The organism is Glycomyces sp. NPDC048151 (assembly GCF_043202775.1).
GTDB lineage: Bacteria > Actinomycetota > Actinomycetes > Mycobacteriales > Micromonosporaceae > Glycomyces.
In genome coordinates, this window is record NZ_JBIDBB010000001.1 from 556,447 (window position 1) to 579,434 (window position 22,988).

Annotated in this window: 37 protein-coding genes and 1 tRNA gene; 33 read left to right on the forward strand and 5 right to left on the reverse strand. The window is 69.2% G+C overall.

What is annotated here, in order from left to right:
* The first annotated feature begins 234 nt into the window (after positions 1-234).
* On the forward strand, positions 235-2,391 hold the full coding sequence (locus ACGGCP_RS02590; protein ID WP_392960005.1) for an acyltransferase family protein: 2,157 nt from the start codon (positions 235-237) through the stop codon (positions 2,389-2,391).
* A 44-nt stretch (positions 2,392-2,435) separates the two neighbouring features.
* Here the strand turns inward: ACGGCP_RS02590 and deoD are convergent, their stop codons facing one another.
* Positions 2,436-3,143, reverse strand: coding sequence for a purine-nucleoside phosphorylase (deoD, locus tag ACGGCP_RS02595; RefSeq protein ID WP_392960008.1), 708 nt, complete (start codon positions 3,141-3,143; stop codon positions 2,436-2,438).
* 107 nt (positions 3,144-3,250) lie between these two features.
* On the opposite strand from deoD, the gene ACGGCP_RS02600 reads away from it, so the two are divergent.
* Positions 3,251-3,341 (forward strand) — tRNA-Ser (locus tag ACGGCP_RS02600).
* Positions 3,342-3,354: 13 nt separating this feature from the next.
* Here ACGGCP_RS02600 and ACGGCP_RS02605 read toward each other — a convergent pair.
* From ACGGCP_RS02605 to ACGGCP_RS02615, 3 genes are all read right to left on the reverse strand, one after another.
* Complete coding sequence (locus ACGGCP_RS02605) at positions 3,355-4,719, reverse strand: tyrosine-type recombinase/integrase (RefSeq protein WP_392960011.1); 1,365 nt, start codon at positions 4,717-4,719, stop codon at positions 3,355-3,357.
* A 452-nt stretch (positions 4,720-5,171) separates the two neighbouring features.
* On the reverse strand, positions 5,172-5,450 hold the full coding sequence (locus ACGGCP_RS02610) for a hypothetical protein (protein ID WP_392960013.1): 279 nt from the start codon (positions 5,448-5,450) through the stop codon (positions 5,172-5,174).
* A 179-nt stretch (positions 5,451-5,629) separates the two neighbouring features.
* The gene (locus ACGGCP_RS02615; protein ID WP_392960015.1) at positions 5,630-6,106 is read right to left on the reverse strand and encodes a helix-turn-helix domain-containing protein; all 477 of its coding nucleotides are present in this window, start codon (positions 6,104-6,106) and stop codon (positions 5,630-5,632) included.
* A 314-nt stretch (positions 6,107-6,420) separates the two neighbouring features.
* Between ACGGCP_RS02615 and ACGGCP_RS02620 the strand changes: the two genes are divergently transcribed.
* The 16 genes from ACGGCP_RS02620 (at position 6,421) to ACGGCP_RS02695 (ending at position 15,192) form a co-directional block, all read left to right on the forward strand.
* Positions 6,421-6,633 carry a helix-turn-helix domain-containing protein gene (locus ACGGCP_RS02620; protein ID WP_392960017.1) on the forward strand — a complete coding sequence of 71 codons (213 nt, stop codon included), beginning with the start codon at positions 6,421-6,423 and terminating at the stop codon, positions 6,631-6,633.
* 214 nt (positions 6,634-6,847) lie between these two features.
* Complete coding sequence (locus ACGGCP_RS02625) at positions 6,848-7,045, forward strand: hypothetical protein (protein ID WP_392960019.1); 198 nt, start codon at positions 6,848-6,850, stop codon at positions 7,043-7,045.
* Positions 7,042-7,293, forward strand: coding sequence for a hypothetical protein (locus tag ACGGCP_RS02630; protein ID WP_392960021.1), 252 nt, complete (start codon positions 7,042-7,044; stop codon positions 7,291-7,293). The genes ACGGCP_RS02625 and ACGGCP_RS02630 overlap by 4 nt, the downstream gene beginning before the upstream one ends.
* Positions 7,283-7,405, forward strand: coding sequence for a hypothetical protein (locus ACGGCP_RS02635; RefSeq protein ID WP_392960023.1), 123 nt, complete (start codon positions 7,283-7,285; stop codon positions 7,403-7,405). Before ACGGCP_RS02630 ends, ACGGCP_RS02635 begins: the two co-directional genes overlap by 11 nt.
* A 5-nt stretch (positions 7,406-7,410) precedes the next feature.
* Entirely contained in the window at positions 7,411-7,671 is a 261-nt protein-coding gene (locus ACGGCP_RS02640; protein WP_392960025.1) for a hypothetical protein, read from the forward strand.
* A complete protein-coding gene (locus tag ACGGCP_RS02645; protein ID WP_392960027.1) occupies positions 7,668-8,117 on the forward strand; it encodes a hypothetical protein in 450 nt (149 codons plus the stop codon). Before ACGGCP_RS02640 ends, ACGGCP_RS02645 begins: the two co-directional genes overlap by 4 nt.
* Positions 8,114-8,554, forward strand: coding sequence for a hypothetical protein (locus ACGGCP_RS02650; RefSeq protein WP_392960030.1), 441 nt, complete (start codon positions 8,114-8,116; stop codon positions 8,552-8,554). Before ACGGCP_RS02645 ends, ACGGCP_RS02650 begins: the two co-directional genes overlap by 4 nt.
* Positions 8,541-9,521 carry a hypothetical protein gene (locus ACGGCP_RS02655; protein ID WP_392960032.1) on the forward strand — a complete coding sequence of 327 codons (981 nt, stop codon included), beginning with the start codon at positions 8,541-8,543 and terminating at the stop codon, positions 9,519-9,521. Before ACGGCP_RS02650 ends, ACGGCP_RS02655 begins: the two co-directional genes overlap by 14 nt.
* Complete coding sequence (locus tag ACGGCP_RS02660) at positions 9,518-10,144, forward strand: hypothetical protein (RefSeq protein ID WP_392960034.1); 627 nt, start codon at positions 9,518-9,520, stop codon at positions 10,142-10,144. Before ACGGCP_RS02655 ends, ACGGCP_RS02660 begins: the two co-directional genes overlap by 4 nt.
* A complete protein-coding gene (locus ACGGCP_RS02665) occupies positions 10,137-10,607 on the forward strand; it encodes an HAD domain-containing protein (protein ID WP_392960036.1) in 471 nt (156 codons plus the stop codon). The genes ACGGCP_RS02660 and ACGGCP_RS02665 overlap by 8 nt, the downstream gene beginning before the upstream one ends.
* A complete protein-coding gene (locus tag ACGGCP_RS02670; RefSeq protein ID WP_392960039.1) occupies positions 10,604-11,071 on the forward strand; it encodes a hypothetical protein in 468 nt (155 codons plus the stop codon). The genes ACGGCP_RS02665 and ACGGCP_RS02670 overlap by 4 nt, the downstream gene beginning before the upstream one ends.
* 1 nt (position 11,072) lies before the next feature.
* Complete coding sequence (locus tag ACGGCP_RS02675; protein ID WP_392960042.1) at positions 11,073-12,782, forward strand: hypothetical protein; 1,710 nt, start codon at positions 11,073-11,075, stop codon at positions 12,780-12,782.
* An 80-nt stretch (positions 12,783-12,862) separates the two neighbouring features.
* The gene (locus ACGGCP_RS02680) at positions 12,863-13,195 is read left to right on the forward strand and encodes a hypothetical protein (RefSeq protein WP_392960045.1); all 333 of its coding nucleotides are present in this window, start codon (positions 12,863-12,865) and stop codon (positions 13,193-13,195) included.
* Positions 13,188-13,724: a hypothetical protein gene (locus ACGGCP_RS02685; RefSeq protein WP_392960047.1), complete on the forward strand. Its 537-nt coding sequence runs from the start codon at positions 13,188-13,190 to the stop codon at positions 13,722-13,724. The genes ACGGCP_RS02680 and ACGGCP_RS02685 overlap by 8 nt, the downstream gene beginning before the upstream one ends.
* The gene (locus ACGGCP_RS02690; protein WP_392960050.1) at positions 13,712-13,975 is read left to right on the forward strand and encodes a hypothetical protein; all 264 of its coding nucleotides are present in this window, start codon (positions 13,712-13,714) and stop codon (positions 13,973-13,975) included. The genes ACGGCP_RS02685 and ACGGCP_RS02690 overlap by 13 nt, the downstream gene beginning before the upstream one ends.
* A gap of 95 nt (positions 13,976-14,070) precedes the next feature.
* Positions 14,071-15,192, forward strand: a complete 1,122-nt coding sequence (locus ACGGCP_RS02695) for a DNA cytosine methyltransferase (protein WP_392960052.1) — start codon at positions 14,071-14,073, stop codon at positions 15,190-15,192.
* Between the two features lie 254 nt (positions 15,193-15,446).
* On the opposite strand, the gene ACGGCP_RS02700 is transcribed toward ACGGCP_RS02695, so the two are convergent.
* Positions 15,447-15,638, reverse strand: a complete 192-nt coding sequence (locus ACGGCP_RS02700) for a hypothetical protein (protein ID WP_392960054.1) — start codon at positions 15,636-15,638, stop codon at positions 15,447-15,449.
* Positions 15,639-15,825: 187 nt separating this feature from the next.
* Here ACGGCP_RS02700 and ACGGCP_RS02705 point away from each other — a divergent pair, with 187 nt between their 5' ends.
* The 15 genes from ACGGCP_RS02705 to ACGGCP_RS02775 all read left to right on the forward strand — a co-directional run bounded on the left by ACGGCP_RS02705 (position 15,826) and on the right by ACGGCP_RS02775 (position 22,983).
* Positions 15,826-16,101, forward strand: coding sequence for a hypothetical protein (locus ACGGCP_RS02705; RefSeq protein ID WP_392960056.1), 276 nt, complete (start codon positions 15,826-15,828; stop codon positions 16,099-16,101).
* A gap of 329 nt (positions 16,102-16,430) precedes the next feature.
* A complete protein-coding gene (locus tag ACGGCP_RS02710; RefSeq protein ID WP_392960058.1) occupies positions 16,431-16,793 on the forward strand; it encodes a hypothetical protein in 363 nt (120 codons plus the stop codon).
* Positions 16,794-16,874: 81 nt separating this feature from the next.
* Positions 16,875-17,477, forward strand: a complete 603-nt coding sequence (locus tag ACGGCP_RS02715; protein WP_392960060.1) for a hypothetical protein — start codon at positions 16,875-16,877, stop codon at positions 17,475-17,477.
* 159 nt (positions 17,478-17,636) lie between these two features.
* Positions 17,637-17,948 carry a hypothetical protein gene (locus tag ACGGCP_RS02720; protein WP_392960062.1) on the forward strand — a complete coding sequence of 104 codons (312 nt, stop codon included), beginning with the start codon at positions 17,637-17,639 and terminating at the stop codon, positions 17,946-17,948.
* A gap of 122 nt (positions 17,949-18,070) precedes the next feature.
* A complete protein-coding gene (locus ACGGCP_RS02725; protein WP_392960065.1) occupies positions 18,071-18,343 on the forward strand; it encodes a hypothetical protein in 273 nt (90 codons plus the stop codon).
* A gap of 103 nt (positions 18,344-18,446) precedes the next feature.
* Positions 18,447-18,719, forward strand: a complete 273-nt coding sequence (locus ACGGCP_RS02730; RefSeq protein ID WP_392960068.1) for a hypothetical protein — start codon at positions 18,447-18,449, stop codon at positions 18,717-18,719.
* Between the two features lie 173 nt (positions 18,720-18,892).
* Positions 18,893-19,168, forward strand: coding sequence for a hypothetical protein (locus ACGGCP_RS02735; protein WP_392960070.1), 276 nt, complete (start codon positions 18,893-18,895; stop codon positions 19,166-19,168).
* Positions 19,169-19,271: 103 nt separating this feature from the next.
* The gene (locus ACGGCP_RS02740; RefSeq protein ID WP_392960073.1) at positions 19,272-19,508 is read left to right on the forward strand and encodes a hypothetical protein; all 237 of its coding nucleotides are present in this window, start codon (positions 19,272-19,274) and stop codon (positions 19,506-19,508) included.
* A 63-nt stretch (positions 19,509-19,571) separates the two neighbouring features.
* Positions 19,572-20,051 carry a hypothetical protein gene (locus tag ACGGCP_RS02745; RefSeq protein ID WP_392960076.1) on the forward strand — a complete coding sequence of 160 codons (480 nt, stop codon included), beginning with the start codon at positions 19,572-19,574 and terminating at the stop codon, positions 20,049-20,051.
* 184 nt (positions 20,052-20,235) lie between these two features.
* Positions 20,236-20,523, forward strand: coding sequence for a hypothetical protein (locus ACGGCP_RS02750; protein WP_392960078.1), 288 nt, complete (start codon positions 20,236-20,238; stop codon positions 20,521-20,523).
* Between the two features lie 67 nt (positions 20,524-20,590).
* On the forward strand, positions 20,591-20,809 hold the full coding sequence (locus ACGGCP_RS02755) for a hypothetical protein (protein ID WP_392960081.1): 219 nt from the start codon (positions 20,591-20,593) through the stop codon (positions 20,807-20,809).
* Between the two features lie 220 nt (positions 20,810-21,029).
* Positions 21,030-21,344: a hypothetical protein gene (locus ACGGCP_RS02760; RefSeq protein WP_392960083.1), complete on the forward strand. Its 315-nt coding sequence runs from the start codon at positions 21,030-21,032 to the stop codon at positions 21,342-21,344.
* Between the two features lie 89 nt (positions 21,345-21,433).
* Positions 21,434-21,736: a hypothetical protein gene (locus ACGGCP_RS02765; protein WP_392960086.1), complete on the forward strand. Its 303-nt coding sequence runs from the start codon at positions 21,434-21,436 to the stop codon at positions 21,734-21,736.
* A gap of 61 nt (positions 21,737-21,797) precedes the next feature.
* Complete coding sequence (locus ACGGCP_RS02770; RefSeq protein WP_392960088.1) at positions 21,798-22,190, forward strand: hypothetical protein; 393 nt, start codon at positions 21,798-21,800, stop codon at positions 22,188-22,190.
* A 118-nt stretch (positions 22,191-22,308) separates the two neighbouring features.
* Positions 22,309-22,983: a hypothetical protein gene (locus tag ACGGCP_RS02775; RefSeq protein WP_392960091.1), complete on the forward strand. Its 675-nt coding sequence runs from the start codon at positions 22,309-22,311 to the stop codon at positions 22,981-22,983.
* Positions 22,984-22,988 lie beyond the last annotated feature (5 nt).

Genomic DNA, 22,988 nt, shown 5'->3' on the forward strand with positions numbered 1-22,988 from the left:
CGCCGCGCCCACGACACCGATCCCCGTGTCGCACCCGCATGAGACCCTCGGTTCGGGGGTGCCCGCGGATGCCCGAAATGCGAAGAACCGCCGAGACCCGCCGCATCCGCAACCCGCCGCGTTCCCCTCCCCGCCGCCTGCCTCCCGCCGCCCCGCAACCCGCCGCGGCTACCCTCGATGCACCACCGCACGGCGCTCCTCACGCCGCGCCCCCGCACGCCTCCCCGGAGTTCGATGAGCAACCCCGCGAGCACCTCAGCCGCCGCCGCCCCGGCCGCCGCCCCCGACCCCGCGGCCCCCACCACCGCTGCCACCGGCCCCGCGCCCACCGCCCCTCCGTCTCCCGGCCCCGCCGCCACGGCCCCCCGCCCGCCGCGCCTGCGCGAGATCGACGGCCTCCGCGGCCTCGCCATCGCCGTCATCGCCGCCTACCACGTCTGGTTCGACCGCGTCTCCGGCGGCGTCGACGTCTTCCTCCTCCTCTCCGGCTTCTTCATCACCGCGAGCCTCCTCCGCTCAGTCGACCGCACCGGCTCCGTCCAACCCCTCGCCTTCGCCGCCCGCATCGTCCGCCGCATCTTCCCGCCCGCACTCGTCGTCGCCGCCGCAACCGTCCTCCTCACCGTCCTCTGGCTCCCCCGCGCCACCTGGAACCAGCAGCTCGGCGACATCCTCGCCTCCGCCCTCTACTACGGCAACTGGAACCTCGCACTCCACTCCGTCGACTACCTCTCCTCCAACAACGGCGCGAGCATCGTCCAGCACTACTGGTCCATGGGCGTCCAAGCCCAGTTCTACGTCCTCTGGCCCGCCCTCATCGCCGCCGCCGTCTGGACCGCCGCCCGCACCCGCCGAAGCCGCACCCGCGTCCTCACCGCCGCCCTCGCCCTCGTCTTCACCGCCTCATTCGCGTTCGCGCTGTGGGAAACCGCCCACAACCAAGCCTTCGCCTACTTCGACCTGCGCGCCCGCCTCTGGCAGTTCGCCGCCGGCGGCCTCCTCGCGCTGGCCCTCCCGCGCCTGCGCACCGCGTTCAAGGAACCCGATGCGCCGCAGGCGAAATGGACTGCGGCGCTCCTCGGCTGGGCGGGCGTCGCCGTGCTCCTCGGCGCCGGGTTCGTCCTCGACAGCACCCAGTTCCCCGGGCTCGCCGCGCTCTGGCCCGTCGGCGCCGCCTGCGCGGTCGTCGCCGCCGCGTCCCTGCGCCCCGGCGGCGGCGCCGGGCGCCTGCTGAACACGCGGCCCGTGCAGTGGCTCGGCGACCTCTCCTACACGCTCTACCTGTGGCACTGGCCCGTCCTGATCTGCTATCTCACCGCGACCGGACGCGACACGGCCACGCTCCTAGGCGGTCTCGGCGTCCTCGCCGCCGCGACCCTCCTCGCCTGGGCCACCCGCTGGGCCCTCGAACTGCGCCTCCCGGCGACCGGGCTCGGCCGGACCAAGCGCGGCGCGTTCGCGCTCGGCGCGGCCTGCCTCGCCCTCGTCCTCGCCTCGTACGCGGCCTTGACCTGGTACGTCTCCTTCGAACGCGACCGGCTCGCCGCAGCCGTCGCCGACAGTTCGGTGTACCCGGGCGCGGCCGCCCTCGCCGAAGGCCTCGACGTCCCCGACGCCCCCTTTGCACCCTCCACACTGGACGCCGCAGAGGACTACGACCCCGCGCTCTCGGGCCGCTGCAACCAGACCATGGAGGGCTACGAGCCGGTCCGGTGCGACTTCGCCGGAGGCGAACTTGTGCACAGCGCTACCGCCGCAGAGGAGGCCACCGCCACCGTGGTCATGTACGGCGGCTCCAAGATCTGGCAGTGGCTCCCGGCCGTGCTCGACGCCGCCGAGTCGCAGGACTGGCACGTCGTCGCGTACACCAAGAACGCCTGCATCATCGAGACCGGTCAGGAGGCCCTCGGCGAGGAGCGCTACCGGTCCTGCGCCGCCTGGAACGACGCGGTCGTCGCCGAGATCGGCGATCTCGCGCCCGACCTCGTCCTCACCTACGGCTCCCGGGTCGGCTACGAGGCCTACGAGACCTTCCCCGACTACACCGACCGCTACGAGCAGCTGCTCGACACCGGCGCGGCCGTCGCCGTCCTCCGCGACACCCCGAGCCCCCGCTTCGACATCCCGCTCTGCGTGGACCTCAACGGCCCTGACGCAGGCGAATGCACTGTGGACCGCACTTCCTACTACGACGAAGGCGCGTTCGAAGCCCTCCAGGTCCCCGAAGGCGTCAGCAAGATCGACCTCACCGACTACATCTGCGAGGCCGACGCCTGTCCGCCCGTGGTCGGCAACGTCCTCGTCTACCGCGACGACGCCCACCTCACCAACACCTACGCCCGGACCCTCGGCCCCTACCTCGAAGCGGAGCTCGCCGCGGTCCTCGGATAGCCGAAAGGCCCGGCTCCGAAGAGCCGGGCCTCGCAGGCGAATCCTTAAGCGGTAACCGCATCGAGGGCGATCTCGACCATCTCGGAGAACGACTCCTGCCGGTCGGCCGCGGGCAGCTCCGTGCCCTTGAGGATGTGGTCGGAGATCGTGCACAGCGCCAGCGCGCGCGCCTTGAACTTCGCGGCGAGCGTGTAGATCGCCGCGGCCTCCATCTCGATGGCGAGGATGCCGTAGTCGGCGAGCTTGGCCTCGACCTCGGGGGCGTCGGTGTAGAACGTGTCCGAGGAGTACAGCTGGCCGACGTGCAGGTTGATCCCGCGCGCGGCGGCGGCGTCGACGGAGGCGCGCAGCAGGCCGAAGTCGGCGACGGGCGCGTAGTCGACGACGCCGTTGAAGCGGATGCGGTTCATCGACGAGTTCGTGGACGCGCCGATGCCCGCGACGACGTCGCGCAGCTCGATGTCGTTGTGGATCGCCCCGGCGGAGCCGACCCGGACGACGGTCTTGACGCCGTAGACGTCGAGGAGCTCGTGGGTGTAGATCGACGCGGACGGCTGGCCCATCCCCGTTCCCTGCACTGACACGCGCTTGCCCTTGTAGGTTCCGGTGTAGCCGTACATGTTCCGGACCTCGGTGTAGCGGGTCGCGTCCGTGAGGAAGTTCTCGGCGATCCACTTCGCGCGCAGCGGGTCCCCGGGAAGGAGGACGCTCTCGGCGATGTCGCCCGGCTTGGCGGAGATGTGTGCAGTCATGACGCCAGCTTCTCATAAACATCCCATGAATTTGCGGGGACTGGCTGTGAGCTGGATCGCCGAGCCCGGTTCAGCGCCCGCCGCCCGGGTCCGGTAGTGTTCTCGGCGGTGGCGTGTCCGAGCGGCCGAAGGAGCTCGCCTCGAAAGCGAGTGTTGGGTAACCCTCAACCGTGGGTTCAAATCCCACCGCCACCGCCAACGTAATCCCAGTTCAGACGCCCGAGAGGGCCGATGAGCTGGGATTTTTCTTTGCCCGCTGACCTGGTATTCCGGGTACGTCCGGGCTGCTCAAGGTTGAATTCCCCACCGATTCCCCATCACTTCCCCACCGGATTCCGGCTTCTCCGGGCTTCCAGGGCCGATCTGGGAGTGATCCCTCCCGCTCGTCGCCAGAGTCTGGGACAGCTCCCGGCCGCCAGGGCTGGCCTTGGAGTGATCTCTCCCGCTCGGCTTCCTCGGTTGCCTGTTCGACGATGCCCGCCAGGTGGGCGCCTTCGAGGATCTCCTCCACGGCAACCGCGATGCTCTCGTCCACCTCCGGGTAGAGGTGGCCGTAGAGGTCGGACGTGACCTTGATCGAGGAGTGGCCGAGCCGCTTCTGGATCGAGGTGAGCGACTTGTTGCGCTTGATGAGCTGCGAGGCGAGGGTGTGGCGGAAGGCGTGGAAGCCCAAGCCCTTGAACTCGGTCTTTTCGAGGGCGTTGCGCCAGGCCCGGCGCACCACGGCGTAACGGGTCGGCCCGCCGTTCTGCGATCGGAACACGTAGTCGCTGTCGCGCCGGTCAGCTGACCAGAGCAGGGCGAGCACCTGGCACACCGAGGGCGGGACCGTGATGGTCCGCCGCGAGTACTTCGTCTTAAGTGGGGCATCTACGAAGGTGCCATCCCGGTCGACGAGCTGGGTGGCGAACGTGATGCGGCCGGTGAGCAGGTCGACGTTCTTCCACTGGAGCCCCAACGCTTCGGAGATCCGCGCCCCGGAGGCGGCGAGGAAAACCACCACGGGCTTCCAGTACGCCGGGGTCAGCTCGATGACGCGCGCGAGCTCGCCCTCGGTGAGGAACCGTGGTTCGGCCCGCTCCCACTTCGGAAGGTCGGAGACCGTGCACGGGTTGACCCGGATCAGGCGCTCGGCGACAGCGGCATCGAGCGCCATGCTCAAGTAGCCGTGGATATTCAGGATGGACTTCGCACCGAGCGGGTCGTAATCGGCGTCGTCGGGCTCCATCAACTGGTCGAGCCACTCGCGGATGTCGCGCGGGCCGAAGGTCTTGAGCGGAAGGTGTCCGATGCGGCTCACGATGTGTTTGCGGATGCGCCCGCCCTCGGTGCGGGTGGTGGAGTGTGCGACCTTCTTGCCGTGGCTGGCCCACCACTCGTTCACCCAGACGCCGAGGAGTTTCTTGTCGGCCCCGGTGGCGAGGAGGCCGCCGTCCATCTTCTCGACCTTGAGGCGCAGCAGCCGGTTTTCAGCCGTGGTCTTGTTCGGGAACCCGCTCTCGATGGGGACTTTCTTCCCGTTCACCATGTCGCGGATGCGGTACAGCTTGCCGCCGTTGTACGGCTCAACCCACATAGCGCTTGCTCTCCTATTGTCGGATCGGTTGGGGCGCAGCGGCTTCGGGGGAGGCTGCGCCACTCGGTCACGCCGACAAACAGTGAGCCTGCCGGCGGTGGTCGAGGACCGTACGCCGACATGCGGGCACCAGCGAGCGAACAAGCGTTCGTCGCAAAGGGAGCTTTTGGGGACGCCGTCCTGATCAGAGACGGCATCAGACTCGGGTGGAACACCTGAGGGGAGTTGCTGATTGGCTGCCGCGTTCGAGTGCCGCTGGCTGCGGCCCTAATCGACCCGAAGGCGGCGGGTGTGGGGCCACTGGTCCAGGCGCCGCGCTCGGGGCCGCTGGGTGCGGCTGTCCGTGTCCCTTGCGCGGTCAGTGGCCGTGAGTCTTCACCTTGTGTCTGCCGGTGGTGAAGCGTTGATGGGGAAAGGTGGGGTCCGGCTAACGAGGGCCGGAATCCTCGTCGCTACGAGGAGGGGTCGTCGTCGCCGAGCTCGGTGGAGCTCGTGGTGGTGTTCTCGACACCGTTGAGCACGCGTTGACGCGCGAACTCCCGCCGGACTTCGTCCCGCATGGTGATGGGGATGCACCGGACGATGACCACGGCGATAACCGTGATCACGAGGAGTGATACCAGAAGGAAGGGCATGTGGCTGCGCTCCCAACTCGCCGCGAAGTAAGCCGTGTTCACAAGAGTCAAGAGGACCGCGGCGGCCTCCAGTATTCGCTTGAACTGTCTGGTCATGAGCAGTCGCTCCACTGGGGGGATGGACATTTGATGGGAATTGTTAACTTTGGTGTAATAACTCCCCGTTTGGGGGGGATTACTTAACTTAACGGTGCGACCGCCGTTTGTCTACTAGCCGACAGTTGACGTAGGCCACACTAGATCCCTGGCTTGTGAAGTGCCGCTTGGTTTTTCGGTCAACTACCGCGTTTGGTCTGCTGCGAGAGCGTCATCCGCATCTCGATCTGCTCTTGCAGATCCGCGAGCTTGCCGCGAATCCACTCGCGATCCTCTTCGCCTGCTCTGATGTACAGCCGCTTGATCGCGGCCATTGCGCCCCATTCGATCGGAGGGGTCGAGCTGGAGCTGCTCGCGCCGAATCCGGCTGCGGTCATCAGCCGGGAATAGAGCTCGTCCACGGGCATGTCCAGGTCGTCGGCGAAGGCGTCGGCGATCTTGCGGAGTGCGTCCGCAGTCGGGCGGAGCTTGCCCGAGGCCCATTTGCCCGGCCGGGCGGCATCGATGCCGGTGCGCTCGGCGAACTCGGCGATGTTCGGGCGGCCGGTCCGCTTCGAGTCGGGGATTCCGGCCGCGCGGAGGACGTCGTCGAGGTAGACCGTGAACTCCTTGTACGGCCATGCCCCCGCGGTGTCGCTCTGTTGCTCCGGTGTCATGCGCAACAGGGTACGCGAAACGGCTGGGTCGCAGTGGTTGCAGGCACGCTGCAAGCGGCGGCCTCAAGCTGGGGCCGATGAGCGCAATCTCCGGCATGGAGAACCTCCTCATCACACCGGTTTCCGGTGCTATGCACGGGTAGTGGGGATATTACTGCCCCGTACCCTACTCTGTTGGTTGCAACATTGCTATGAGACTGCTAGTTTCATAGCATGATTGCAACCAAGTTCACGCGAGCGGCGGTGCCGCCACTGTCCAGGTTCGACGGCTACGTGCTGCGGTTTCCCCAGCTCGCGCGCTCTAGGCGGGGCAAGTGAGCGTCGATTCCAAGATCCGTTACCCCGATGGGCTGGTCGACATCGCCGGCGCGGCAGCCTGGCTGAACGTCCCCGCATCATGGGTCCGCGACAAGGTGAGTGCGCGGGCGATCCCATTCACCAAAGTGGGCAGACACGCCCGATTCACCGCCGACCACCTGCGGGAAATCCACGAAAGCGGCGAGGTTCCCGTCGTGGCCCCCGACTAGCACATCGACCTTGCTCGATCAGGTGCGACGTTCCTCACTTTCTGCATGTGCAAGCCGCAACTGAGTGCGGCGCGTACAGGTTTGCCGCCGGGCGCGGCCCTCGGGCATGGACATGCCCGGACGCTACCGCTTCGAGTGCGCTCGAACGCAATACCGAAGTGAGCGAGCGCACGCACCGCACGGCCTCCGATCCCCCACTGCGACAGGAGTTCCCATGACACCGGTCTGCGCCGCCCCTGCGGCCTACCGCATCCAAACCGAGGCGCGCGCGTACTTCGTGTGCGCCCACCACCAGCGCGGCGTCTTCGCCGAGCACTTCCGCGCCGGGGCCGCCCCGACGCTGCACGAGATTCCCATCGGCCTCTACCGGTGCGGCGAGACTGGACCCTCAGCCGCGGCGGTGCTGGTATGAGCGTCATCGCCGCCCCCGCGCCGGGCGCCGACGTGCTGGCGCTCATCGCCATGCAGCTCGGCGTCGCCCGCCAGGCCGAGAAAGACCAGAACGCCGAACGCGAAGCCGAAGCACTGCGCGCCATCGAGGTCTACGCCGCAGGCCTGCGCTGGGACCTGACCGAAGCGGACCCCGGCGGCGCCGACGACCTCCTCGCACGCTTCATGACCGACGCCCGGCCGACCCCCGGGGGCCCGCATGCCGCATAAGCATCTCGGCGCCGTCATCGGCTGGGCCCTGGTCATCATCGGCGCCCTCACCCTCGGCGCGGTCGGACTGGCCGCCGCACTGGTCGTCCTCGCCGCCGGGGCCGTCCGGTGACCTGGGTGGGCTGGGCGATCGGCGCCGGATGCGCCTGCGCCCTGGTGCTGCCCTCAGCGATGTTCGGGCTTGGGCTCCTCGTCGGCCGCGCCGACCGCCACGGCCGCACCGCCGAAGCCGAAGACCGCGCCGACCTCGCAACGCTCGCCGCCGAAGGACTCGCGCGGCGCCTGCGCGAACTCGACCCCGGCGCCCTCGACCGCCCCGACGACACCACCGACCGCGGCCGCGGCGACACCCCCGACCCGAAAGGACCGAACACATGACCCACCAGGAGTGCCTGCGCCTCCTCGCGGCCGTCCGCACCGGACTCGACCGCGCCGCCACCGACGCCCGGCTCGCCCGCGACATCGCCGCCGAAGCCGTCAAGCGGCTCGACGCGGCGATGAACGAACTGGCCGAAGCCGAACGGCGCCACCGACTCGGACCACTCGCAGGCGAAGTACTAGTCCGCGACGAGGAGATCGCCCTAGGCGACCTCGCCGGCGACGTGCTCGCCGCCGACCGGGCGGTAGCCGAGGCGACCGACCGGTGCAAGGCCACCGGCTGCGCGAAGACGGGATGCCCCTTCCTTGCCGAAGCCCTCGCCCGCGCTGCCGCCGCCCGAAAGACGCTGGGGGAGTACCTGGTCGGTCAGCACCTGGCCGAGCCCGACCGCGCCCAGACTGTCGCCGACGATCTCGTCGCCCGCGCCGAGGTGTGGACGCCGTGACCCCGCTCGTCCGCTCCTGGCGCATCCCCGTCGATGCCGACCTGCCCCGCTCCCGAGCGATCGGACAGGCCACCACCTGGCTCGGCGCCCTGGTCACCGAAGCGGGATTCCTCCTCGACGGGCCGCCCCACTGGGACGTCGAAGACTCCGATTCCCCCGCCACGGTGGTCATGGTCGCGACCGCCCCCGTGATGCGCGCGCACGCCTCGGCCGACTGGCGACGCTGGGCGAGCCCCATCGAGCGCGAAGCCGACCGGACCGCGTGGCGGCGCCGCCGCGGCCCCGGCCGCCGCCGGATGGTCGACGAGCTCGCTGCCCGCGGCCACGCACCCGCCGCCATCGCCGGCTACCTCGACATCCCCGTCGCCACGGTCCTGCTCCACGACAACGACCAGCTCCGGCCCACCGTCCCGGAGGTGGGCCGTGGCGCGCACTGAAGCACGCATCTACGCCGACCTGTGGGACGACGCCGACTTCCTCGCCCTGGAGGCGAGCGCCCAGCGCATGTACGTCTACCTGCTCTCCCAACGGGACCTCACCCACTGCGGGTCCGTTGCGCTGCGGGTGCGCCGCTGGGCCGACAACCTCCGCGCCGCCGTCGCCGCGATCGAGGGCGACCTCGCCCAGCTCGCGAAGGCGCGCTTCGTCGTCGTGGACTTCGAGCGCGAGGAGCTGCTCGTGCGCACGCACATACGCAATGATCGTGTGTATAAGCAGCCGAACCTGCTGCGCGCCGCCCGCTCGGCGCTGGCGGCGGTGACCTCGCCGCTGCTGCGCGCCGCGCTCGCGGTCGAGCTGGTGCGCTTGCGCGACGACCCGGCAGCGGTGATGCCGGGCGGGTCGCGTGAACCGTTGGCGGGCATGATCGCCGACCTCGCCGACGCCATCGAGCAACCCGCCACCGATCCCTCCGGCGATGGCTCCGGCGAACCCTTCGCCGATGGCCAGGCGAATGGGCCGGGGGTAAGGGGTAAGGGTTCAGGGGGACACCTCAAGGTCGTGCCACCTCAAGGTTCTTCTTCTCGTCGGCGCTCGCGCGCCGACGCCGCCGAGCAGGTGCGCCCCGAGGTCGAGGAGCTGTGCACCTACCTGGCCGACCGCGTCGAGCAGAACGGATCGCGCCGGCCGACGATCACGAAGGGCTGGAAGGACGCGGCCCGGCTCATGCTCGACCGGGACGGCCGCACGGTCGAGCAGATCCGCGCCGCCATCGACTGGTGCCAAGGCGATGAGTTCTGGCGGGCGAACGTGCTCAGCATGACCACGCTGCGGAAGCAGTACGACCGGCTGCGCCTGGCCGCCGCCCGCCAGCGGGCCCCGGCTCGCGAAGCGACCACCGACGTGCGGATGCGGCAGGTCGACGCCGCGCTCGCCGAAGTCCTCGGCGAAGGCGGTGACCCGTGACCGCCGAGGAGGCCGCCGAGGTGCTGCGGATGGTCGCGCGTGCCGACCGGCGCACGGTCGCGGCCGACGACATCCGGCTGTGGGCGATGGTCTTGACCCTCGCCGGCGTCGAACGCGACGAGGCGCTGCGGGCCGTGGTCGAGCACATCGCCGAGGCCCCCGACACCTGGCTGCAAGTCGGCCACGTCGTCCAGCGCGTCAAGCGCGAGCGCCGACGGTCTCTCGCTCGCAGTGGCATGTCCGAACAGGAACTGCTGCGCGGCCTCGACCCCGACGCCGCCGACTACGACGCGCAAGTCCTCGCGGTCCTGCGCGCCGGGCGGGCCGACGCCGCCCGCGGCCGCGCACTTACCGGAACACGGCCCGAACTCGGGACCGGCCAGGCACGGGCTGACCGCGCCCGGCGCGGCGCGGCCCGGGTCCGAGAAGCGCTGGCGGGCAGGGGGATCGGCCGTTCGGAGGTCTCGGGGTCGGCGACTGGGAGGACCGCCTTAGAGCCCTATGGTCTCGCAGACTTCCACCCACAAGAGAGGACGAAACCTGGTGTTGACCAGCGAATACATAGACTTGTTGAACGCCGATCGGCGGCCGGTCTGGCTGCTAGGCGTCGGCGGCGTGATTAACGCGAACTACCCCGTCGACGGCGACTGGCCCTCCCAGACCGGACGCGCGGTCATGGTCGACCGCGTAGGCGTCTCGATCACCTGGGCGCCGACACTGGTCAAGCGGATCAGGGCCCTCGCCGAGAACCGGAGCGTCGATCTGGTGTGGGCGAGCGCCTGGTGCCCGGTCGCCGACAAACTCGAAGACCTCTGGGACCTGCCGAAGTTGGTGCGGGCCTGGACCCACCCGATGTCACCCACCACCCTCCGCGTCTACAAGTGGCGGGCCTGGCAGGAGGCGCAGGCATCGCCGCGCCCGGTCATCTGGACCGACGACGAGTGCGCCGAAGAGATCGACAACCACGACCGCGAACTCCTCGGCATCCGCCCGGCGACCTCCACCGGGCTCACCCGGCCCGACATGAACCGGATCGAGCAGTTCATCGACCGCTACACCCCCGACCTGAGCAAGGAGACCCGATGAACACCCCGACCATCTGCCGCGCCAGCCACGACACCGCCGCTGCCGAGACCTGCCCGGCCGCCGCCGACCTGAACGTACTTCACCCGGCCGACCTGCACGCCTGGGCTAACGGCGACCTCGGCCTCATGTCCGCCGTCCGCCTCCTGGACGACACCGGGCTCCTCGACCACGCATGGACGCTCCGGTTCATCGACGCCTATGACGGCCTGGTGTGCATCGACTTCCGAGCGATGCGCCGGGACCTGCCGAAAGCGCCTCTGGCCGGGGGCGAGAAGGCCCTCGCCGGGGCCGCCGTATCGCTGGCCGCAGGACTGAAGATCGACCTCGGCGCGACCCTCCTTGCCCTCGACGCCGACAACATCGGGCACCTGGTCGTTGCCGTCGGCGTCATCGCCCGATCGGCCACCATGCCGCCGCGCCCGTTCCGGCCCACCCTCGCCCAAGCCCTCGCGGTTGGGGCCTGACATGGGATTCAACCTGTGCTGGCGATGTCGCACCCCCTTCAAACCGATACCGGGACACCGGTTCTGCGGCCCCGAATGCCAGACGGCATGGTGGGAGACCCCGGTCCGCGACCTGACCGGCGGTGAACACGTCCTCCTCGGCATCGGCACCGCCGCCATCCCGGCCGCCGAGATCATGAGCGACCGGTGGGGCACCCTGACCCTCACCGGAACCCACGGCCAGCGCGTCGGCATCGAGACCGGCATGACCGGTCTGCGCGGCATCCTGCGCGCCCGCGTCCTTGACGCCGCACCCGGCCACCTGCCCGGTCGGCCCACCTCCGGCTGGCCGCCCGGCGTCCCCGGCGACGTGATCGACCTCGGTTACGGCGTCGCCTTCACCGAGGCCGCGACCGGCGCCGAGACCGACATCGCCGTCGGCGTCCGCCCGGCCTGGACCGACCCCCGGCTCGGATGGCTGCGCGAGGCCCAAACGCTGCGGGTGTGCGGGGCCCGCATCGCCCTCGAACTCCACGCCCCCGAAGCGCCGGGCCTGCGCGCGGTCATCCCCGACAACCACGCCGCCGCAACCGGCCTCGCCGACCGCCCTGCGGGCGTCGATCCGTGGCGTTCGGACTACCGCGTCCGTATCGGCGCCCTTCTCGAAAGCCTCGCCGCCGAATACCTGCACCGGCCATTCGAGCACGACGCCGAGACCTTCGTCATCGACGACGACACCGCGACCGTCACCATCACCGCCCCCAGCCAAGACGAATACCGGGACCTGATCCGGGGCGGCGACCGCGACGACCTCGCCGGGGCCGCGCACGCGGCATTCATAACCGGGCCCAGCGGCAAGTCGATGACGCTCCGAGCCGTCTGCGGCGACACCCGGTTCGTCCTCGACTGGGTTGCGGGCGAAGCGACCCCGGACCTGCGATACGAGGACTGGCCGTGCCCGCGCCGCCGCTTCCCCGACTACCTGGAGGAGCTGACGGCCGTCCGGCCCCGTCTGTCGGTCACCGACGAGGTCCGGCGCGCGGGCTCGCTGGCCGACACGTGGCAGGCGACGGTCCGTGCCGCGCTCGCGGCGATCCCCGAGGGCCGCTGGATCGCGATCAAGGAACTCACGGACCTGACAGGACACCATCCCCGCGAGATCACCTCGTTCCTCGCGGCGGACTCCCTCCCAGGTGACCACCGAGTCCTCCTGGCCAACGGGCGGACCCGCCGCAAGGAGACGTCCGGCCTCGAACCCGACACCGTCCGAAAGCGACTACGCCGCGAAGGGGTGCGGTTCAGCCGGGCAGGCGTCGCCGATCCGAACCAGCGGATGCGCGCCGATGAACTGCGCGCAGCCATCGCCGCGCCGCGCCCCCAACCGGGCGGCCTCGATCGGACGCGACGCCCTGCGCCCGAATGGCATCAACAGGTCAAGCGGCTGGTCGCGGCGATCCCAGTCGGAAAGTGGACCGCGATGTCCACCCTCACCGAGCTGACCGGCATCCGCCACTCCGTCATCAGCCCGTACCTCGACGCCGAAGCGGTCCCCGGCCGACACCGCGTCCTCGCCGCCTCCGGCCGCCCACGCGGCAACCGGGAAGGACACGAAGCCGCGCGCGACCTCCTCCAACGCGAAGGCGTCGGCTTCTCCGGCCAATGTGCCAACCCACTCGAACGTCTCGACGCCAACGAGCTGGCCAAGCTCGCCAGCGAACCCGCCACGTCGTGACCGAACACCGCGCGGCCCCGGCCCGACCGGGGCCGCGCCCGACCCGCCACCCTCCACTCCGTACTGAAAGCAGCCACACCGTGTACCACCCACCGACCGCCACCGACCGCTTCCGCGATGAGCTCGCCCTCCGCGGCCACTTCATCGCCAAGACCGCCAAGGAACTCCAAGACGAACTGCGCACCGTCAGCGACGGCAGTCTCCTGCGGCATACCGCGTGGCGCCTGCTCTCCGTCGCCAGCCTGGTCGATGCAGGCGTCCGCGACATGGCCGCCAACACCCCGCGGCGGCTCGAACCGGCGCAGACCAAACGCCTCGCCGACGCCCGCGCCGCGCTCGCCACCGCCGATCGCCTCCTCAGGGAGTTCCACAGCGCGGAACCCGCACCCGCGAACGGCGCCGCCGATGCGTGAAACGAACCGCCCCGTACCTGCCGCCGCCACCCCCTGGGAGGCCCTCGCCGCTGCCTTCGCTTTCCTCCGCGAAGGCGCGCACTGGGGCAGCGCCGAGACGCTCCACCGCTGGCGAAAGGCGAACCTGCCAGCGCCCGAACGATTCTCAGGGCCCGGCGCCTCCCGTAAGGCCGTCACCGCCGCCGCGGCCGCTCTCGCCGACGCCGGACACGACCGCGCCGCAGCCGCGCTCGCCGCCTGGCGCGATTCCCAACTCCCGGCCCCCGGCACCCGCTCGGGGCACCGATGGCGCGAGCACTGGGAAAGCGAGGACATCGACGACCCCGCCCGCCGCTTCGACGAGCAATGCGAGCACTGCGGCCTCGCCCTGGCCTACATCAGCGGCGGACGGCCCGAACCCGTCCCCTATTGGACGTGGCCGGACGGCCGCCGGCTCGCCGCCACCGGACCCACCGCACCGCCGTGCCCGGCCCCCCGAACCGAACCGAAACCAGCACTCAAGAAAGAGGTATCCCTATGTTCATCCTGACCACCTCCACCATCGACCCCGCCGCCCGGCTCGCGCGCGGCTACGACTACATCCGCGCCGACTTCCAGTCCTACGTCGCCGACCCCGAAATGCGCGCGCTCACCGCCGACAAGGGCGCCGCCGAGTTCACCATCGACCTGACCTCCGGCCTGTACCTCACCCACGACCGGATGCGCCTGGCCGCCCTCACCGCCTACGCCATCGGCGACGCCATCCTCAGTGACGTAGACACCAACCGCAAGGATTCATAGAACAGATGTGCTAGATTCCGTGGCGGCCCTCCCTGTCCGCCGACAGGAGGGCCGCTCTTGTGCCAACCACCCCTACCCCTCTTCCCCTCCGGCCCATGCGGATCGGGAGCATGTGCTCCGGATACGGGGGCATGGACCTCGCCGTGCAGGCCGTGCTCGGCGGCGCACCCGCCTGGCACGCCGAAACCGACCGCGACGCCAGTGCCGTCCTCGCTGCGCACTGGCCGGGCGTTCCCAATGTCGGGGACCTCACCCGATGCGACTGGAGCCGAGTCGAACCGGTCGACCTCGTCGCCGCCGGGTTCCCCTGCCAGCCGGTCTCCCTCGCCGGGCGGCGCCTCGGCGAGGCCGACGAGCGATGGATCTGGCCCGACATCGCCGCTGCCCTCGGCGTACTTCGACCCGGACTCGTCTTCCTGGAGAACGTCGCAGCCATCACTCGATCCGGCATGGGCGCCGTCGCCGGTGATCTGGCCGCGCTCGGGTATGACACGGAGTGGACGGTCCTGGCAGCGTCCGGTCTGGGCGCCCCGCACCGCCGCGAACGATGGTTCCTCCTCGCCTGGGACCGCCAGCGCGCAGGCGACATCGCCGAACACGTCGGCCGGTGGCGGGCTGCTGCCCACGCCGCGCGCGTCGCCGAACGAGCAGCGGGTCTACCGCCGCACCCCCTCGCAGGAGGCCGGCACCCACGGGCTGAGTCTCGCGGCCGAGGTCGCCTCGCTGCTGCCGACGCCCCGGGCCTCGGACACGGGGACGGCCGGGCGCAGGCCGGGCCGGGGCTGGCGGCCCCCGCTCTCGGCGGTGCTCCTACCGACGCCCCTGGCATCGGATGCGAAGAAGGGGAGTGCGAACCAGTCGCGGGGCAGCCGCAGGGACTACACCCTGCCCAGCGCCATCACCCTGATTGGGGGCGCTACCGAGCCGCCATCGAACGGTGGGAGCACGTGACCGGCCGCGCGGCCCCGGCCCCGGCCGCCTTGAGCGCGGGCGGGCTGCCGCAACTGCGCCCGGAGTTCGTCGAGTGGATGATGGACGCCCCGCCCGCCCACGTCACCGGGCTTGGACTCGGCCGTGTTGCCGCGCTACGGCTGCTCGGCAACGGCGTCGTCGTCCGCCAAGCCGCCGCCGCGATGCACGCGCTGCTGGGTCGGGCGGGTCTCCTTCGGAGCGAGGGCGATCCACTGCTCGCGGAACTCCTCGAAAGTCGCCACTGACGGCCGGGTCCCGAACACCGGGCCCGCGTCGGCGAAGCGGTGCGTCGCGAGGGCGGCGGCCAGCGCGGACGGGACGGGAAGGCGCCGCCCGGTGTCGCGTACCGCGCTCGACGGGCGGGCGCGGCCTCCGGGCTTGGCCAGCGCGTCGGCGGCCTCGCCGAACGTGGCCGTGCGCGGGTAGATTCCGGCCGCGGCCAGGAGGACGGCCAGTTCGCGCTGGCGCGCGTCGAGCCCGGTCGATGTCTCTTCGGTGCTCATGCGCCCACCCTCGTCTCGATGCGGGCCGGCAGGGTCGCGCCGGGAGCGCCCACATACCAGCGGATCAGCGCCCTGATCGCAGCCGTTCGGTTCGTGGCGTGGGCCCGCGCGACCGCGTCGAGTGCCTGCCACTCGTCGTCGGGAATGCGCACTGCCCTCGGGGTCGTGTACGGGTCTTTGTTTGCCATACCGCGACTCTAACCCGTTCGTATATACCACGCCAGACCTCGGCGAGTGAACTACTCGACTCGAATACTCCGCTATTCAGGCTGGCTGGTTCGTATATACGAAACCTATGGTCGAGCAGTACCGGGAAAGCAACCTGCCGCCCCGGCGGGTTGTAAGCCTCCCGGACCGAAACCAGGAGGTATTCAAATGAACAGCGACCGGGACATCCGCTTTGTCGAAGCGCTCCGTGCCCGTGAAGGCAGCGACGCCCGAGCGGCCTACGAGCGGCTTCTCGCGGGCGAAGAGGACGCGGAAACGGGCCGCACCGAGGCCCTCGACCTGCCCCAGGCCGCCCGCGACCTCGCCGAGGTCCTGCACGAAGTCGAAGTCACCATCCAGATGACCTGCGGCAACGACATCGAAGGCGAGGACGCCTGGAACCACTACCAGGCGCTCATGGAACACCTGCGCGCACGCGGGTAGCGGACACGACGACCAGCCGGGCGTCCACAGAAACCGGTGAATACAAGGAAGGCGGCGCAGCCAGCGCCGCCTTTTCCGCTCCCCGAAAAGAGCGTCACGGAGTCGCCAATACGTTATCGAAAAACCTGGAAATTCTCGCTTCAGAGACTCGCCGTCGTATATACGAACCGCCTATGGTCGAGCAGTCAAAGCGGGACACCGCGAGACACGTTGTAAATCAATTCAACAGTGTATGAGCGGCCCGCTATGACGAAAAACGGCGGTCCGGCCGGGAAAACCCGGCAGGACCGCCGCAACTGTTAGCACAGCGATCATAGCAAGGAGGCCCGATGGGCCACAACCTCAACCCGCGCGGCGACACGAACATCCATTACGGGTGGTTCACGACGCCCGTGTGGGACGCCCTGGCCGGACGGTGCGTGAACGTCCTGGAACTGCACGAAGCCAAGTGCAACCGGATCGACGCGCGCCGCCGCCTCGGCCAGATCACCCTCTCGCGGATCGTGCCCAACACGATCTGGGCGAAGATCGACGCGGCCGGAATCGTTGAACTCAGCAACGAAACCGACCTCGGATCAGACCGCATCGCGACCTACCTGGTCGGCGCGTGCCTGCGCGGAGAAACCCACCTCTGCGCGACGCCCGCCGCCTGGGACGAGCGGACCGAGACGGTGACCTACAAGGAGGAATAGCCCCACGCGGGGGCTCGGCAACCCGGCCGAGCCCCCGCCCCGCCTCCGAGCCGTGATCGCCCGAACCGAAAGGGACGGACCATGTCCGATCACGACGCCAACCTCACCACCGCCCAGGAAGCGGACATCGCCACCATCGAAACCATCATGCGGCGACTGACCGACCCGGCCGAGGCGAGCCCCGCGCAAGCACTCTGGGCCGTCAGCCAGATCCTCGGTGCCGCCCGCGTCCGCCTGCGACCCTTTGAATTCGCCTTCCTTGACGGCGCGGGCGAAGCCCGAGAGTTCTGGGTTCCGGGCAGCCTGTTCAACACCGAACTCGCGCTCAACAACGCGGCCGAACGCGCCGGGGGCCGCCCGGCGCGACCGGCGGTGACCGGGAACCGCGAGCAGGGCCCCCGCTACATGGGCACGGCCGAGGTCGCGCGCCACTTCGGCGTCCGCCAGACGACGGTGTCGAACTGGCTGCGCCGGTTCCCGGCCGATCACCCGGCGATCCCCACGCCCGAGCCCGCCGCCGCCTACATGGCCTGGGGCGGGCGGAGGCCGCTTTGGCACGTGGGCGAGTGGGAGCCCTGGGAGACGTGGCACGCCGCGTTCCAGGTAGCCGCCGCCGCATGGCTGAAGCGGTTCGAGGTCAAGGACCACGGTCCTGAGAACGACGCGCCCGCCGTCGACGCATAACCGAACACAAGAGGGGGGAGGCGATCACCAATCGCCTCCCCCTTTTCCGTGCCCACATCGGAGCGGGTCGGAACACTCGAATCATTCCGCCTCTGGACTCGCATTCGTATATACGAGCCTCCTATGGTCGAGCCACGCAAACGACCGAAAGGAAGAACAATGCATTCCGAGAGCAACGACGCCGGCTCGACGTCCGACGATGCCAGTACCCGCCACCTTGACGCCGAATCCGTCGCCGCACTGGCGGCGATCAAGGCCGAAATTCAGGAATACGGTCTGGCGGAAGGCGTCGCAATCTGGTACATCGACGCGGCGGACACCATGCAGAAGATGAGCCTGACGGGCAAGGTGTACGACGTCCACGACAACGCACTGGATGGCAAGGAGTACAGCCGATGCGAGTTCGGCATCGATTTCAAGGATCTCATCTCGGTGCGATTCCAACGATCCCGGCGACGCAAGCGCGCGTGAACGCCCGATTCCGAAGCCGGATTCCGAGCGGCTCGGATCACTCGCAATTTCGCCTTTCTGGGCTCGCTTTCGTATATACGAACTGGCTATGGTCGAGCCACCCAAGAGAGAAAGGAAAGACCATGCAGTACATCAACCGGCTCCTTTTCGAGGAGGCCATCGAAGAAAGCGGCGAGAAAGTCAAACTGCACGGGCACTACTCCGGGCGGGCCATGTTCGGTGAGCGGTGCCTCGCGGTTTACGGATCGATCACCAACCTCCTCGCGTTCCACCTCTACCTCGGGGCCTCCCTGGGCGACTGGCGCGACCTCGCGGAGGACGTCCGGATCGACCAGTTCGGCACGGACTACATCGCGTATTACCCCGGGTGGGAACTCGCCGAAGACGACGACTAGCCGCACTTGAACACGGGCGGCCCCGCTAGCACCGGGGCCGCCCCCCATGCCAGGCCCGCGCAAGGGCGAAGCCGTTCAACCACGACCGATAGGACAAGTAGAAATGACCAACCGCACGTTCAATTCCGCCAACTTCGAGGATGCCGTCAACCTCATCCGCACCGCCATCGAGCGTGTGACCGACCCGGGTGAAACCACTCCCGGTGATGCGCTCTGGGCCATCGGCAAGATCATCGAGACGGCCTCCGAGCGGACCCGCAACTATCAGGACCATCTCGCCGACGTCGACGGGCGGGCGGCAGGGGACCGCGTCTTGGCCCACCTCGCCATCGCGCGAATGACCATCGAAGTAGCTTCCGAATACCCGATCGAATAACGGGACGAAATTCACAGGAGTGAGATCGGATAAGGGAGTCGATTTACATCGCCTCCCTTTTTCGTGTCCTGGTTCGAGCGGGCAGGATCACTCGATCTATCGCCTTTCAGGGCTCGCTCTCGTATATACGACCTGGCTATGGTCGAGCGACCAAAGGATGAAGGGAAAAGCAAATGCCGACTATTGATCGACACATTCTCGAAGAGGGAGAAGCCTTCTCCGGAGCCGAGATCACGTACCACGAGGCCTATTCGGGTCGCGGCATGTACGGCAAGACCTGCCTGGCGTTCTCCGGCACCCTCCGCGACCTCATGCGCTACGCCCACCACCTCGGCCGCTACACCAGCGCCCAAGAGACCGAGGACTTCGTGAAGGCCCTCCGGTACGAGCTTCACGACCCGGGCTTCATCGCCTACGCGCCCGACTGGCACTTCACCGAGGACGCCTAGCAAGACGAAACGGGCGGCCCCGCTAGCACCGGGGCCGCCCGCCCAGCCCCGCCACTGGGGCGAAGCCGTTCAACCACAACGAGATTACCAGGAGGAATCCTCCATGTTCACCATCAAAGCGCTCGGCCGGACCTACCGCGACGACAACTACCGGAAGGTCTACCTCGCCGAGGCCCACGCCGCGACCTGCCCCCGGGGCGAGGGCGGCCGGGCCGTCGATCTCCCCGACGCCGACGAGGTCGACGACTGGCTGCGGCACTTCGCGACCTTCTACGCCAACGAGGTCGACGCCCACCGCATCGACTACGGCGACTGCGGCTGCCTCCTCCGCAGGCCCTAACCCGACCCAGAAGGGGCGGGCCCCAGGCCCGCCCCCCCACCCCGAGACACCGAAGGAACACGCATGGACCACGTCGACGTCTACGACGCCCTGCACATCACGCCCCCGATCCCCGAAGCTGAAATCGCGCCCCTGATCGCCAACGGCACCTACGTCCGGATTGAGAACGACGACCCCCGAGGCGAACCCGGCTACCTCGCCCGGCGGCCCGACGCGGTCATGGGCGTTTTCGTGTGCGCCGACTACGCCAGCGACGACCCCGACGCCAAAGCGGCGGGCACGATCGAATCCGACTGGCACATCGAGTTCACCGAGAAGGACCGGACCAGCGCCGACATTGCCGCCGAAGTCAACCAGCTCCTGACCGACTTCCGCGACGCCAAGGACGGCCAAGTCCGGAGCTTCGGCAACGTCGTCGCCTACGAGGCCAACACCTATCTCGGTCCCCCTCACAAGTACGAGTCGGCTACCGAAGTGATCGTGATCCGGGAGGGGCGGGCGGTCACCCTTCCCGAGGACGAATGGCGCGCCTCGATCGCCTGACCGCCCGGGGCGCGCTGGCCCGCAACAGCCAGCGCGCCCCGCCGCACGTCTCCGCTCGAAAGTCTCTTGAGGAGTGTTGGAGGCTACTCGTATTCCATGCCTTCAGGGCTCGTTTTCGTATATACGAACGCCTATGGTCGTCCAGGTAAGGGAATGCGAAAGCGATTGTGAGAGAAGGAAAAGCATGAGCTACACCGACGCCCTGGGAAACCTGGTCAACGCGACCGCGATTGCCGCCGAAGCGGCCGAGGCCAGCCCGGAAGGCGAGCGCGACCTCGCGGCCGAAGCGGTGCAGTACTTCCGCCTCCTCGACTTCGTAGCCGACCGTATGAAAGAGGCGTTCGGCGACAACGCGGGCTACCCCGAAGACAGCCTTGTCGCCTACCGCTACCAGGAGGCGCAGAGCCGACTCAACAGCGCGGTCTACGAGGTCGAGCGCTTCGCCCACGCCATCAACGACCCCCGGAAGTGACGCAGCAGGGCGGGGCCGCAAGGCCCCGCCCCCACCAGGTAACCCTTGATCGAACGGAGCCGACACCATGCTGACCTGGAAAGAAATCCGCGACCTCGCGCAGACGGAAGCCGACGGCCTCGCCGCCGACATGGAAGCCCGCGGAGAACCAGTCCTGGACCTCGAATGCGAAGACGTGTACTACCTGTACATGTACCAACTGATTCGCGAACACGGGCGACCCGCCGACGCCCCCGAGGGGGACCTGGTGCCCCGCTGGGTCCTCCGCCGCTTCGAGGGCGGATAACCCGTTCGCCAACCATCCCGCCGCGCTGGCAGTCCCCGACTGCCAGCGCGGCTTCGCTATTCCCGAAGGGCAACGTCCGCTGGACAAAGCATTCTGCCCCAGCCTTATCCGAGTGCTCAGGACAACTCGCATTCTCCTATTTCTCGGCTCGTATTCGTATATACGAACGCCTATCGTCGTCCAGGACAAAGCGAACGGCAATAGCGAAAGGGCAAACACGATGGCTACCAAGAAGACCCGGAAAGCAGAGAAGACGATCACGGTCGGCGAGTTCGAGGAAGCCGCAGCGGCCCTGGCGCGGACCGCGAAGGCGGGCCGGGAGGAGACCGAGGCCGAATGGAGGGCCTACTCCTTTTCCGAGGCCCTCGGCGAGATCGCCGCAGCCGCCCCCGCCCTCTTCGGCGCGAACCCCGAAGCCGAGGGCCTGATCGCCGCCCTCGGCGTCGCCGCCTCCGAGGCCAACCGGTTCTGGGAGGCCGTCGAAGCCGAAACCGCCCCCGAGGAAGGCGAAGAAGAGGAAGCACTCGCCGCCTAGCGCGGCGCGCGCCGGGCCCACTAGGACGGGCCCGGCGCGCCACCCCAGGCCCGTACCCGACCCATTGCCTACAAGGAAAGCAGGGAGACATGGACCTGACCGGACACCTCCGCCACCTCGTCAGGGTGGCCCGCGCCGTCAGCGAACACCCCAATCTGGACAGCGCCCCCACCGGGCCCCAGACCCACTACCAGCGCGCCGCTGCCATCGCCGACACCCTCGAATACCTCAACGTGTCCGCGCCCGTCATCCTCGGCAAGAACGAGGCGACCGACGACCTGCTGCGCCTGATCGAAGACGCCACCAGCGCCGCCTACGCCTACGCCGACAACGTCAATCCCGACCCAGGCCGCTACTGCGCCGACGCCGAGGACTTCGACTACCCGCATTAAGCAGTCCGGGCCCGCCCCGGCGGGCCCGGCCCCACCCTTGCCGCGAAAGGAAAGTACGACCATGACCACCACCCGGAATCCCGGCCCCGAAGCCGGCCCTGCCACCATCGTCACCGTGTTCAACGAGGAAGGCGACGACCGCATCGAGGCCGTCCTCACCGAACGCGGCTACGAGGTCCGCCGCATCCACTACATCGCCGAAATCTGGGACCTCCCGGCCCGGCCCGCCGGGCACTTGTTCGCTACCCGCGACGGCGACCCTTACCACCTCGAATTGCACGGCACCTCGATCTGGTTCGCCGACATCGACGAGACCTGCCGTCAGCGCCACGCGCAACGCAACACCGGTCCCGGCGGCGCTTACCGGGGCCACGTACTTTCCCACGCGGAGATGGACGCGGTCTTCCGCGCGGTCCTCAGCGATGCCATCGCCGAAGCCGCCCGGGAAGGGTAGAGCGAACCCTTCGCCCGGCCCCGCCCCGCGCGGGGTCGGGCGCACCGTGCTGGCCGAAACCGCCTCGGCCGCCTACACTCCACTATCTCGAACACCTGTTCTAGAAACCTGGAGTGCCATGAGCGCCAACCAGACCCGGCTCGCCGCCCTCGACGCCCTCACCGAGGCCACCCGCGAAACCCTCGACGACCGCACCGTCACCATCCCGCCCCTACTTGCCCAACTGCGAGACTCGGTCGGCAACTCCGGCGAACGCTCCGAGGGCGTCCGCCGCGTCCCCTCCTCGACGCCCCCGCTCGACATCGGCGCCCTCGACCTGTGGAACGAGATCGCCGAGGCCGCCCTCGACTGGGCCGCATCGTGCGACATCGACCCCGGCCCCGTCCACGCCGTTCCCGACCCCCGGCCTGTGCCTGCCCGGCTCCTGCGCCGCGTCGCTGACGCCCTCACCGCCCGCGGCGACGAGCGCCGCCTCCAGCGCCTCGCCGCCGATGCCGAACGGTGGGCCGCGCGGATCACCGAGCTGCTCGCCCCGCCGCTGCTGCGCCGCCGCCGCATCTGGGGCGCCGCCTGCCCGCACTGTCAGACCCAGTCCGTCACCGAATACGACCGCGATGGCCAGCGCGTCCGCGTCCCCGCCATCACCCTCGCCCCCGACCCGGCCCACGCACTCCTGTGGCTCTCCTGCACCAACTGCGGTTGGAAACGCGGCCTCCCCGCCCCCGGCGCCACCCCCGCCGCTCCCGCCGACACCGTTGCCCGGCCTCCTGCGCTCGCTGCCGCCACTCCCTGATCCCA